This is a genomic window from Actinokineospora auranticolor (assembly GCF_002934265.1).
In the GTDB taxonomy this organism is placed as follows: domain Bacteria; phylum Actinomycetota; class Actinomycetes; order Mycobacteriales; family Pseudonocardiaceae; genus Actinokineospora; species Actinokineospora auranticolor.
The window spans coordinates 246,348-258,967 of sequence record NZ_PTIX01000009.1 but is presented as its reverse complement, the minus strand read 5'-3'; the positions used below and the strand labels follow the sequence as shown (position 1 = coordinate 258,967).

Annotated in this window: 9 protein-coding genes; 5 read left to right on the top strand and 4 right to left on the bottom strand. The window is 72.0% G+C overall.

Annotated features, from left to right (window positions below):
* Positions 1-175: 175 nt before the first annotated feature.
* Positions 176-1,261, top strand: a complete 1,086-nt coding sequence (locus CLV40_RS18600; protein ID WP_104480202.1) for a TerC family protein — start codon at positions 176-178, stop codon at positions 1,259-1,261.
* 117 nt (positions 1,262-1,378) lie between these two features.
* Positions 1,379-3,304: a S9 family peptidase gene (locus CLV40_RS18595; RefSeq protein WP_104480201.1), complete on the top strand. Its 1,926-nt coding sequence runs from the start codon at positions 1,379-1,381 to the stop codon at positions 3,302-3,304.
* Positions 3,305-3,917: 613 nt separating this feature from the next.
* On the opposite strand, the gene CLV40_RS18590 is transcribed toward CLV40_RS18595, so the two are convergent.
* Both CLV40_RS18590 and CLV40_RS18585 read right to left on the bottom strand, forming a co-directional pair.
* Positions 3,918-4,571 (bottom strand): RES family NAD+ phosphorylase, encoded by a 654-nt coding sequence (locus tag CLV40_RS18590; RefSeq protein ID WP_104480200.1) that lies wholly within the window; start codon positions 4,569-4,571, stop codon positions 3,918-3,920.
* An 18-nt stretch (positions 4,572-4,589) separates the two neighbouring features.
* Positions 4,590-5,174, bottom strand: coding sequence for a DNA-binding protein (locus CLV40_RS18585; protein WP_104480199.1), 585 nt, complete (start codon positions 5,172-5,174; stop codon positions 4,590-4,592).
* A 200-nt stretch (positions 5,175-5,374) separates the two neighbouring features.
* Here CLV40_RS18585 and CLV40_RS18580 point away from each other — a divergent pair, with 200 nt between their 5' ends.
* Complete coding sequence (locus CLV40_RS18580; protein ID WP_181043578.1) at positions 5,375-7,369, top strand: beta-propeller domain-containing protein; 1,995 nt, start codon at positions 5,375-5,377, stop codon at positions 7,367-7,369.
* Here CLV40_RS18580 and CLV40_RS18575 read toward each other — a convergent pair.
* Positions 7,342-8,655 (bottom strand): nitric oxide synthase oxygenase, encoded by a 1,314-nt coding sequence (locus CLV40_RS18575; protein WP_374065073.1) that lies wholly within the window; start codon positions 8,653-8,655, stop codon positions 7,342-7,344. The genes CLV40_RS18580 and CLV40_RS18575 overlap by 28 nt on opposite strands.
* 505 nt (positions 8,656-9,160) lie before the next feature.
* Positions 9,161-9,553 carry an SSI family serine proteinase inhibitor gene (locus CLV40_RS18570; RefSeq protein WP_104480196.1) on the bottom strand — a complete coding sequence of 131 codons (393 nt, stop codon included), beginning with the start codon at positions 9,551-9,553 and terminating at the stop codon, positions 9,161-9,163.
* A 303-nt stretch (positions 9,554-9,856) separates the two neighbouring features.
* Here CLV40_RS18570 and CLV40_RS18565 point away from each other — a divergent pair, with 303 nt between their 5' ends.
* Positions 9,857-10,861, top strand: a complete 1,005-nt coding sequence (locus CLV40_RS18565; protein ID WP_146108095.1) for a transposase domain-containing protein — start codon at positions 9,857-9,859, stop codon at positions 10,859-10,861.
* 204 nt (positions 10,862-11,065) lie between these two features.
* On the top strand, positions 11,066-12,517 hold the full coding sequence (locus CLV40_RS18560) for an MFS transporter (protein ID WP_245931366.1): 1,452 nt from the start codon (positions 11,066-11,068) through the stop codon (positions 12,515-12,517).
* Positions 12,518-12,620: the final 103 nt, after the last annotated feature.

Genomic DNA, 12,620 nt, shown 5'->3' with positions numbered 1-12,620 from the left:
TCAGGCGACAGGGAAGAATCGGACATCGAAAGTGTCGGAGGGGAGTATTCCTTCGCACCGGTGTCGTCAGCACGGACCACTCGCGGGTCCCGGGGCCGGTGGCCGGAAGTTTTCCGGCGGAAGAGACCTCCGGTTGTCGGCATGCGCACGTGCCCGTACACCGGAGGTTTGATCCATGGTTGTCCCCACCTGGGCTTGGCTGGCCACGATCGGCGGCTTGATCGCGCTGCTGGCGATCGATCTGTTCATCGTGGACCGCAAGCCGCACGAGGTGACCGTCGGTGAGGCGGGTCGCTGGGTCGCGTTCTACATCGGATGCGCGATCGCGTTCGGCGGCGCGATCTGGGCGTTCTCCGGCGGCACGTACGCGGGCGAGTTCTTCGCCGGCTACATCACCGAGTACTCGCTGTCGGTCGACAACCTGTTCATCTTCTTGATCATCATGGCCGCGTTCAAGGTGCCGCGGATCCACCAGCACAAGGTGCTGCTGATCGGCATCGTGCTCGCGCTGGTGATGCGCGGCATGTTCATCGCCGTCGGCGCCGTGGCCATCGCCAAGTTCAGCTGGGTCTTCTACCTGTTCGGCGCGTTCCTGATCTACACGGCGTGGAACCTGTCGAAGCAGGGCATCGGCGGCGACGACGAGGAGTACGAGGAGAACGCCCTCACCCGGATCGCCCGCAAGGTCTTCCCGGTCACCGACACCTACCACGGCGGCGACTCGTTCGTGAAGGTCGACGGCAAGCGGTTCGTCACCCCGATGTTCATCGTGATGATCGCCATCGGCACCGCCGACCTGCTGTTCGCTGTGGACTCCATCCCGGCGATCTTCGGGCTCACCAAGGAACCCTTCCTGGTCTTCAGCGCCAACGCGTTCGCGCTGATGGGCCTGCGCCAGCTGTACTTCCTGCTCGGCGGCCTGCTGCGCAAGCTGATCTACCTGTCGGTGGGCCTCGCGGTCATCCTCGCCTTCATCGGCGTGAAACTGGTGCTGGAGGCGCTGCACACCAATTCGCTGCCCTTCATCAACGGCGGCGCGGAAGTGGGTGTGTGGGTGCCCAACATCGCGGTGTCGCTGTCGGTCATCATCGGTGTCCTGGCGGTCACCACAGTTGCCAGTCTGCGCAAGTCCAAGCGGGACGAGGCGGCCGCCGCCGCGGCGGGCACCCCCGCCGCCACCGACGAATCCACGGTCGCGGAATCCCGGGGCGCGCAATCCTCCGCGTCGGATTCGGCGTCGCCGGTCGAACCCCGGCACTGACCTCACCACGGTCGGGTGAAAGCGGCGCGCACGCACGGTGCGCGCCGCTTTTCTGTGGACGAGTGGGAATAATCAAGGGGTCCTGAGGTTTGCTAACCGTCGGGTACGGTTCATCGCGTGCGCCCTGAGGACATCGAACTGCTGGCGGCGCCCGGCGCGCCCGCCCTGCGCGGCGACCTGCTGCTGGTCGGTCTCGCGAACCCGGACCTGGCGGCCAACGCCTACCGCGGCGGCCTGCACCGGGTCGGCCTCGGCGGCGGTGACGTGCGCGAGTTCACCCGAGGCTTCCGCGACTGGGCGCCCGCGCCGTCCCCAGACGGCACCCTGGTCGCCTTCCTGCGCTGCGCCGACGCGTCGTCCGCGCCGGTCCTGCACGTGATGCCGGTCGACGGCGGAGAGGCCCGCCCGGTCGCGGCGCTTCCTTTGGGCGCGGGCGCGCCGGTGTGGGCGCCGGACTCCCGGCGGATCGCTTTTGTGGCACGGGTTCCCGAGGCCGGGCGCTACGGCGTGGCCGATGCCGACGGACGGACTCCCGAGCCCGCCGCCGAAGCGCCGCGCCGGATCACCCGTCTGGAGTACCGATTCGACGATGTGGGTTTCCTGGGTGACCGTCCACCCCAACTGTTCGTCGTGGACACCGGGGGTGGCGAGCCCCGGCAGTTGACCGAGGGGCTCGGCGAGCCCTCCGCGCCCGCGTGGACATTGTCGGGTGCGCATGTATTGATTAGTGCGAAGCGGGACTGGGGCGCGGACGATTCGGTCAACACCGATCTCTACGCGGTTCCTGCCGACGGCGGCGCGCCCGTGCTGGTCGCGCGCAGCGAGGGCACGGTCGAGCACCCGGTGGCGCTGGCGGACGGCACGGTCGCCTTCCTGGGCGAGGCGTTCCCGGGGACCGCGTCGGTCGCGCGCAACGTCGGCCTGTGGACGGTGCCGTTCGACGGCTCGGCGGCGCCCGCGCGGCTGACCGACCCGGAGACCGTGGACTGCGACGTCGCGGCGGGGCGGCCCGTGGAGACGGCGTCGGGGATCCTGGTCGCGGTGCGCAACCGCGGCGCGGTCGAACTGCGCCGTGTGGCGCGTGGTGCGGATGGGGCCACGCTGTCGGAGTTGACCCTGGTGGCGGGCGAGCAGAGCCTGGTCAAGGGCTTCGCCGCCGACGGCGACCGGGTCGTGTGCACGGTGTCCACGTGGGACACCGCGGGCGAGGTCGTCCTGGTCGAGGACGAGACGACCCGGCGGCTCACGGACTTCTCGGCGCCGCTGCGCGCGCGGGTGGCGGTACGACCGCTGATCGAGGTCAAGGCGTCGGCCCCCGACGGGTACGCGACCCACGGGTGGCTGGTGTTGCCGGAGGGCGACGGCCCGCACCCGGTGCTGCTGTCGGTGCACGGCGGCCCGTTCATGTACTACGGCTGGGGCCTGTTCGACGAGGCCCAGGTCTACGCGGCCGCCGGGTACGCGGTCGTGCTGCCCAACCCACGCGGCTCGGCGGGCTACGGCGAGTCCCACGGCCGCGCGATCATCGGCGCCATGGGCACCGTCGACGTGGACGACGTCCTGTCGGTGTTGGACGCGGTCCTGGAGCGCTCCGACGTCGACCCCACCCGGGTGGGGATCATGGGAGGTTCGTACGGCGGGTGGATGACGGGGTGGCTGGCGGCGCACCACGGCCACCGCTTCAAGGCGGCCTGGAGCGAACGCGCGGTCAACGCGTGGGACTCGTTCGCGGGGACGTCGGACATCGGGTGGTGGTTCACGGAGGCGTACTGCGGGGACTCGCCCGCGGAGTGGGCCGCGCGGAGCCCGCTGACGTACGCGGACCAGATCGAGATCCCGTTCGCCGTCGTCCACTCGGAACATGACTGGCGCTGCCCGGTCGAACAGGCGCAGCGCATGTACGTGGCCCTCCGCAGGCGCGGGGTGCCGACCGAAATGCTCCTTTTCCCCGGAGAAGGTCACGAGCTGACCAGATCCGGAAAACCCCGCCACCGCGGACAACGCTTCGAAGCGGTTCTGCACTGGTGGGAGAGGCACCTGTGAACAGGTGCGGCCCGGGGGCGGCGTAGGACCTCGGGCCGTTCGCAGCCGGTGGGCGAGGGCGTTCGCCCACCGGCTGCGAACCGAATCCGGTCGAGCCGCTGCCCCTCGGGCGGGTTGTCCACAGGCATGATCATCTCTGCCCGGAACTGTCGGTCCTTCCCTTTAGAATGGATACCGGGGGCCGGAGGCGTGCGTTGATCATCTTGTGGCCCGCGGGGTGCCGGTTGGCGGCGTGGTTGGGTTGATCGGTCCGGCTGTTCGCGGAAAAGATGCGCGGCCTCGATTGAGTGAACTTGCTTTGCGCGGGGCCCCTACGGACCTGCGGTGGGGAAGAGCGGTGGGGAGGGGCAAGCCCACCCCACCCGCAGGGGAAGCTTGGCAGGTTCGTCCCCCCACGCAAAGCAAGTCCACCCAATCAAGGCGTATGACGGGGGCGCGTCGCGTCAGGTGGTGGGCTGGGATTCTGCGGCGGTTACGGGGTGGGTCCGGTACAGCCGCGTTGGGTTGGGTGGGGCTGGGGGATTCAGGCGGCGATTTCGAGGTGGGTGCGGTGTTGCCGCGGTGCGTTGGGGTGGATTTTGGGTGGTGTATGGAATCCGTGCGAAGTGTGGTGTTAGAGCAGGGTGTAGTTGAGTTCTTCGCAGACTCGGGCCAACGGGAGGTCCAGACCAGGGTAGTCCAGCGGTAGCAACACATCCGGCGTCCGTGGTAAAGAGCCGCTGGCGGGCGGGTCCCACAGGCAGACCGCGGGCTCCCCACTGTCCATTGAGGACCGGTACCACACCCCGTCCAGGTCCGGGTAGGCCTCGCGGATGGCGCGGGCCCAGGCCTGGGTGGTGGTCTTGGTGCCGCTGTTCATCTCCTGCGACGCGCCCGCCCTGGTGGGCCACAGGCCGCAGAGGTCGAGCAACCTCAAGGTCCGGCGGGGGCGGAAGACGACCAGGTGGGGCTTTCGCGTGGTTCGGTCCACCACCGAGGTCTGCTGGAAGACCTCCGCGACGCACGTCCGCACGCTCAGTCCGAAGTAGAGCACCCCGTGACCCGGTGCCGTCGCCGGGCCCGCGTCGGGGCCCAGGGGTTGCGGGTCGAAGCGGGCGTGGGGGAGTGGGCCCGTGTAGCGGAACGAGTTCCAGCGCTGGCGGTGCGCGCCCGCCGCCGCGAAGATGCGGACCAGGTGGGTCCCGCTGTGCAGCGCGACGACGTCCTCGTCCACGCGCAGGAGCGGTTTCAGGTCTTCGGGGGCGGGCGGCTGGGGGAGCCGGGACATCTGCTGGTCAGGTCCCGCTCAGGCCGGGGTGCCCAGGGCCGACGCCAGGGCGGCGACGCGGGTGGGGGAGCCGCCCGCGAGCAGCCACTGCCGGGGGGTGGCGGGCTCCTCGTCGATGCGCAGGTCCGGCTGCGGCGTCGTCATGAACGCGGCGACCACGAGCGGGGGCTGGTCGTCCGGCACGGCGGCCAGCACCGCCTCCAGACCCGGCAGCACCCCCGACGGCGCGAACTGCCACGCGGGCAGCCGCCAGCCGCCGCGGTCCTTCCAGCCCGCCAGGCGACCGGCGGCCAAGCGGTGGCGGATGCGGCTGGTGTCCACGCCCACGGCCTCCGCGGCGGCGGCCACGGTCAGCGCCGAGTCGCGCAGCACCGCCTGGGCGGCCACCGCGCGGGCGCGGGAGTCCACCTCGTCGGGACGCCGCGGCGTCAGGTCCAGGCCGACGTCGGTCAGGGCCTCGCGCTGGTCCGCGGAGAAGTAGTCCGCCGGATCGGGGTTGGCGGGTGACAACCTGCGCGCCGCTTCCTCGACCAGTTCCAGGAACTCGGTCGGGTCGACCCGCAGGCCCGCCTTGGCGAGCACGTGCTCAAGCGCGACTGTCATGCGCCTAGCGTAGCCCGGATGTGCGGGTTCGTGCGCCTTTGTGGGAAAACTCACCTAGATCGACACGCACCGCACACTGTCAAACACCGACAGTTGCCTACTCTAGTGCAACGTATCCCCCGTCCCGGTACGTCCATCCGGGTATGAGCGGTGGAAGACACGGATTCCCGAGAGTCGGTGCCCGACTGGGGGTCACCGTGATGGCTGTCCTGCTAGTCGGGTCGGGGGTGGCGGCAGGCGCCTATTTGGCGGTCGGTGGTGATCCGACAACCTCCGACACCAGTTCGACAAAAACCTTCTTTGGGGGTGGAACCACACAAGACCGCTCCAGGGCGGTCCGCCTCGTCGCCTACGACGACTGCGCCACCGCCGAGGCCGACCTCAAGCGCGCGGCGAAGGACCAGGTCAAACCCTGGGGCTTCGACACCATCGACGGCGTCCCGCTGGCCACCGGCGCCGCCGAGGACAGCGGCGCGGGCGCGCCCCGGCAACAGGTACCCCAGGAGGGCGGCGCCGTCGCGAAGAGCGCCCCCGCCCCCGACCACTCCACCACCAACAACCACGAGAAGTCCGCGGACGAGCCGGACATCGTCAAGACCGACGGCAGGCGCGTCGTCACCATCACCGACACGTCCCTGCGCGTGGTCGACGTCGAGACCCACCGGGTCACCTCGACCGTCCAACTCCCCGGCTACCCGACCGCCATGCTCCTGCACGGCGACCGCGCCCTCGTCGTCGTCCCGCGCTCCTACCGGCAGGACGTCCCCCAACAAGTCCCCACGCAGGTCCCCCCGACGGGCAAGCGCAAGCCCGCCCCGCCCACCACCCCGGAAGCCGTCCCGCCGTCGGACTCCTACCCGAACCCGAACCCCGGCACCAGCTTCCTGGCCGTCGACCTCGCGGGCTCCGGCGAGATCGCGGGCAGGCTCGACGTCGACGGCACCTACCTCGACGGCCGCCAGGTCGGCGCCGTCGCCCGGCTCGTCGTCCGCTCCACCCCGCGCATCAACTTCGGCAACACCGGCGGCACCGCGGACGAGGCCATCGCGCACAACCGCGACATCATCGACAAGGCGCCCCTCGACGCCTGGCTGCCCCACTACGAGCTGTACTCCGACAAGAAAGAGGACTCCGGCAGGCTCGTCGAGTGCGCCGCGGTCCGCAGGCCCTCGGGCTACACCGGCACGGCCATGCTCACCGTGCTCACCTTCACCATGCTCACCCCGCTCGACCAGGGCGACCCCGTCGCGGTGGCGGCCGACGGCGACACCGTCTACGGCACCGACCGCTCCCTCTACATCGCCGACGACCGCGTCGCCCGGTCCGAGAGCACCCCCCAGGACCTGCCCACCGGCGTGGACACCGAGATCCACGCCTTCGACATCACCGCACCCGGCAAACCCGTCTACACCGCCTCGGGCGCGGTCGACGGCACGCTGATCAACCAGTACGCCCTCTCCGAGTACAACGGGAACCTGCGCGTCGCCACCACGACCGGCGACGTCCGGCCGCGCGGCGGCCGCAAGCCGGACTCGGAGAGCGCGGTGAGCGTGCTGAGCAGGCAGGGCGACACCCTCGCCACGGTCGGCCGCGTCGCCGGGCTCGGCAAGGGCGAGCGCATCCACTCCGTGCGCTACGCGGGCACCACCGCCTACGTGGTGACCTTCCGCCAGACCGACCCGCTCTACACCCTCGACCTGGCCGACCCGGCGAACCCGAAGGTCACCGGCGCGCTCAAGATCACCGGCTACTCCGCCTACCTGCACCCGCTCGCCCCCGACCGGCTCCTGGGCATCGGCCAGGAGGCCGACGAGCGCGGCCGGGTCACGGGCCTGCAGGTCTCGCTGTTCGACACCTCCGGCGCCGAGGCCCGCCGGATCGGCCAGGTGCGCCTGCCCGGCGCCACCTCCGACGCCGAGTTCGACCCGCACGCCTTCCTCTACTGGGCCGAGCGGGAACTGCTCGTCATCCCGGTCAACAACCGCGACGGCGCGAGCACCGTGCTCGGCCTCAAGGTCACCCGCGACGCCATCACCCAGGTCGGGAGCCTCAAGCACCCGGTCGGCCACTACGGCCCGACGCAGGTGCGGCGGTCACTGGTCGCGGGCGACGCGCTGTGGACGATCTCGCCCGCGGGCACGCTCGTCTCCCGGCTCGACGACCTCGGTCAGCTGGACTGGGTGCCCTTCGACTGATCCGGGACCCGGTCCGGGTACCGGGCCGCGGGCACGGCGGGCTCGGTGGCCGTGCCCGCGCCGCGCAGGAACGACCACACCGGCGGGGCCGACCCGGCCCCGCCGGGCAGCGGCGGCGGCGTGCCGTGCAGCGCGGTGCGCACGGCGTCGTCGTCGCTGATGAACTCCGGCCGCAGCGGTTCGGTGTCGTAGTAGCGGTGGAACACGCCGGTGAGCGAGCCGGACATCGGCGGCACGATCCAGCTCCAGTCCGCCGGGCAGCGCCTGCCCGCCCGCTCCTCCCGCTCGACGTGCTTGAGGAAGCGCTCGGACTCGGTGTGGTGGTCGCTGATCGCGACCCCGGCGGCGGCGTAGGAGTGCAGCACCGCCACGTTCAGCTCCACCAGCGCCCGGTCCCGCCACAGCGACGCCGCGCGCGAGGTGTCCAGGCCGAGGCCGCGGGCCACGACCGGCAGCAGGTCGTAGCGGTCGTGGTCGGCGAGGTTGCGGGCGCCGATCTCGGTGCCCAGGTACCAGCCGTTGAACGGGGCCGCCGGGTAGTCCACGCCGCCGATCCGCAGCCGCATCGAGCTGATCGCGGGCACCGCGTGCCAGCGCAGGTCCAGCTCGGCGAACCACGGGTGGTCGGGGTGGCGCAGCGGCACCTCCAGCACCGCGTCCGGCGGCAGGTCGAACAACCGGGGCGGCTCGCCGGGCGCGGACACCACCAGCGGCAGCACGTCGAACGGCGACCGGCGCGCGGGCGGGCGCCAGCCCAGCTCCCGCAGCGCCGCGGTGAACCCGGTGTAGCGCGGGTCGCCGAGCACGCGGCCGTCCGGGCCGTCGGCGTAGCCCGCGTACCGGATCAGCTGCTCGTTCCAGATCCGCGGCCCCGGCCGCCCCGGCGCGTCCGGGGCGAACACGGTGATCATCGGCCGGATCCGGCCGTCGTTGCCCGCCAGCCGCAGGTGCCGCGCGCACTGGTCGGCCACCGCGGCGGCGGTGTGCACGGCGCGCAGGTCGCGCACCCGCAGCGACTGCCAGTACAGCCGCCCGATGCAGCGCGCGCTGTTGCGCCAGGCGACCCGGGCGCCGAAGGCCAGCTCGGCGCTGGTGTGCTGGTAGGTGCCGGTCAGCTCGATCTCGGCCCGCGCCCACGCCACGCGCGGCGCCGCGGGGCCCGCGTCGGGGTGCTCGGCGTGGAAGAGCTCGAGGAACTCGGCTGCCTCGTCGGGGTCGGCCACCCCGGGGGAGGGGGTCGTGGGCCGGTCGAGCGCGCGGGGCAGCGTCCAGATCTGTCCGGTCACCCGCGAGAACCTAACAGGCACGCGCTGTAACACCACCCTTCCTCACTCGTTCGGGCCATCCCGCGATCGGGAACGGTGTGACGGTTCGCCGCGGGCACCGGTGGGGACCGGGCGGGCGGTGCGGATCGCGTCGGCGGACGGTCCCCGACTCCCCGCCCGCCGTGGCGCCGCAGGGTGGAACCGACCGGCGGTACCGCGTCGAACGCGCGGCGAACCGCAGTGCGAACCGACTCGATCCGCGGCGCGACCGGCAACGACAACGATCCGCGCGGGAGGGAACCCGCGGCCACCGCCAAACGCCGGGAACCCGGGCGCCGTGATGGCGAACACGGACTCGACTGGCAAATGCGCGCGTTCGCCGATACCGCATTTCCTACGCGGTGTCATTCCATGTGGCGACACCCGATAAGGTGATTGATGTGACGGTTAGTGGAAGTGACCGTGAACTACTCATCGGTGTGCCAAGGCCTCGGCCGGACCGGGTGCGCGCGGCCCGGTGCCGTACCTACAGGTCGAACACCGGTCCGGTCGCCGCGGCCAGCGCGCAGCGGTTGGGGTGGGTCTGCTGGTAGCGCACGAACCGCGGGCCCCAGAGGCCGTGCACGGTCGCCCGCGCCGGCGCGTACTCCAAAGTGCACAGCTGCCCCGGGTTGCCCGGCAGCTGGGCCACATCCCCGTTCACCTGCGACAGCGCCGCGCACGCCGCCGTCGGGTGCGCGTGCGTGCCGCGGTCGGGAGCGCACTCCAGGTACGCCACGTCGCTGCGCCCGTCGGCGGTGGTGACGGTCAGCAGCAGCGCCCCGCGCACCGGTGCGGTGCTTGCCTGGGCGGCGGTCGCGGGTACCAGCGCGGCGGCCACCGCGCAGGCGGCGGCGGTGGCGAGTCTCTTTGCCGACATCTCGGATCACTCCTTCTCGGCGGCGTGCTTTACCCGCCGAATGGGTGTAGGGGAAAACGTCGCCCGGCCCGCGCTCGACGGCCGGGGGATTCCGAGGGTAGGTCTTCTGAGAATTGTCTGGCGGTCCGGGGCCTCTGGCGCGTGCCCGGCTCCCGATGCTATTCATGTCGCCGCACTCGTCGACAAGATCGACAAGGCGTTACTTCCTTAAGTTGGCATCGGGTGAAAGGTCCTTCTGTGGGCGGAATTACACGGGCGACGAAGGCGTCGCGGGACCGTTTGTCCGACCGGGTGGCGATCGGGATGCTGATCAGGGCCTTCCCCCCGGAGGAGGTCGACGCCGCGATCGACGCGGCGGGGGCGCGCGAGCAGCGGTCGCGGGCGCTGCCCGCGCGCACAATGGTCTACTTCACCCTCGCCTTATGGCTCTTCGGCGGCGCGGGCTACGACGCCGTGCTGGCCCGGTTGACCGCGGGCATGCGGTGGGCGGGCGTGGCGACCGGGACCCGGTCGGCGCCCAGCACCGGTTCGATCACCAAGGCCCGCAAGCGGTTGGGGCCGGAGGTGATGCGCAGGCTGTTCCAGCGCCGCGCCGCCGCCGACCGCGTGGACACCGCGCGCTGGCGCGGCATGCGGGTGTGCACCCTCGACGGCGGCGCGGTCGACATCCCCGACACCGCGGCGAACCTGGCCGCGTTCGCCCACCCCACGGTGCGGGTCTCGGTGCTGGCCGGGCACGACACCGGCTCGCTGCTCGACGTCGCCGTCGGCTCGCACCGCGACGAGCTCGCGCCGCTGGTGCTCGACACGCTCGGTCCGGGCACGCTCGTGGTCTCGCACCGGGTGGTCGGTGGGCACCGGCTCTGGCGGGCCGCCGCCGACCGCGGCGCGGACCTGCTGTGGCGGGCCCGGGTCCCGGTGGCGCTGCCGCGGCTGCACACCCTGCCCGACGGCACCTACCTGTCCCGGCTGCTGCCCGACGGCGACCCCGTCGGCGGCTCGCTGGCGGTGCGCGTGGTCCAGGTGCCCGACGCGGTATTGGTCACCACGCTGCTGGACCCGGACCAGGCGCCCGCGACCGAGCTGGCCGCGTTGCACCGCACCCGCTGGCGGTTCGAGGCGCTGTTCGAGTCGCTGGAGGCGGGCCCGGTCGCGCTGCGCTCCCAGGACCCCCACGGGGTGGCGCAGGAGCTGTGGGCGATGCTCTGCGTGTACCAAGCGGTGCACCCGTGGCGCCGTAAGGAAGCACCCGTACGCGGCGGGATCGGTGCCGTGGCGGGGATCTCGCCCCGTCGGGGCTCCCCTTAGGGCAGTGAAACCGACACCTCCGGCGGCCGAGTGTGCACAGGGAGAACAAGATCGTCGCACGGTGTGGCAATAGCTTCGCGGTGAAGGCAGTGAGTTAACGCGATCGTGCTTCATATTCCCCCGTCCGAAGGGGACGAACCATTCCGGTGTGACGAAGAGTGGACCGATGGTGCGTTCCTCCCCGTCAGGGGGTAGGACGTTAGGGTGACCAACAGCCAGGCCGACGCGCCGACCGAGCCGGACCCGCGGCGGTGGCGGGCGCTGGCGGTGACCCAGGCGGCGGGCTTCATGAGCCTGCTCGACGTCAGCATCGTCAACGTGGCCCTGCCCTCGATCCGCGCCGACCTCGGTGCCGCGCCCGGCGCCGCGCAGTGGGTGGTCTCCGGCTACGCCCTCACCTTCGGCCTCTCCCTCGTCGCGGGCGGCAGGCTCGGCGACGCGCTCGGCCGCAGGCGCATGTTTCTCATAGCTCTCACAGGTTTCGTGCTCACCAGCGTGCTCGCGGGCGCCGCGCCGAACCTGACCTGGCTGGTCGTGGCGCGGTTGTCGCAGGGCCTGGCAGGCGGCCTGCTCACCCCGCAGAACTCGGGCCTCATCCAGGACCTGTTCTCCGGCGCGGAACGCGGCCGCGCCTTCGGCGTGTTCGGCGCGACCGTGGGCGTGTCCACCGCCGTCGGCCCGGTCCTCGGCGGGTTGATCCTCGCGGTGTTCGGCGACCCCGAGGGCTGGCGGTGGATCTTCTACGTCAACCTCCCCATCGGACTCGTCGCGCTCGCCCTCGCCGCGCGGCTGCTGCCCGCCCGCGCGTCCGGCGGCAGGCCGGACATCGACGTGGTGGGCGCCCTGCTGCTCGGCGCGACCGTGCTCGCCGTGCTGTTCCCCTTGGTGCAGGCGGAGGACGGCGGCCTGAGCCGGTTGTGGTGGCTGTTCGCGGTCGCCGTCGCGCTGGGGTGGCTGTTCCTGCGGTGGGAGCGGCGGACCGCGCGGCGCGGGCGGGCGCCGCTGCTGGACACCTCGTTGTTCACCGAGACCCCCGGCTACCTCGCGGGCGCGGGCGTCGGACTGGCGTACTTCTCGGGGTTCACCGGTGTGTGGCTGGTCTTCGCGCTGTTCTTCCAGACCGGGCTGGGCTACACGCCGTGGCAGTCCGGGCTGGCGGTCACCCCGTTCGCGATCGGCGGCGCGGTGTCCGCGGCGGTGGCGGGCAGGCTGGTGGCCCGGTACGGCCGGTTGATCACCGTGGTCGGCCTGGCGCTGGTCGCGGGCGGACTGGCGGTGGTGGCGGGGATCGCGCTGCTGGGCCCCGGGCGGGCCACCGGCTGGTGGATCGCGCTGCCGATGCTGGTCGCGGGGGTCGGCGGCGGCGCGGTGATCTCGCCCAACACCACCATGACGCTGGCCCGGGTGCCCAACCGGATGGCGGGGGTGGCCGGGGGCGTGCTGCAGACCGGGCAGCGCATCGGGACCGCGGTCGGCACGGCGACCCTCGCGGCGATCTACCAGGCCGTGCTCGGCGGCTCGGGGGACGACTACCCGCTCGCGCTGGCGGTCGCGCTGGCGGCGGCGGTGGCGCTGGTCCTCGTCGCCCTGCTGCTGGCGATGCGGGACCGGCGCGCCAACCGGGCGCTCGACGCGGCCGAGGTGGGCGCGGGGTGAACGGGGCATGACCGGTGGGAAAGTCACCGTTGAAACCGGTTGACGGCGAGAAAGTGACAAATAGGCTACCGGGTGTCACTCTCCAACCCCACTCGGAGGTCAC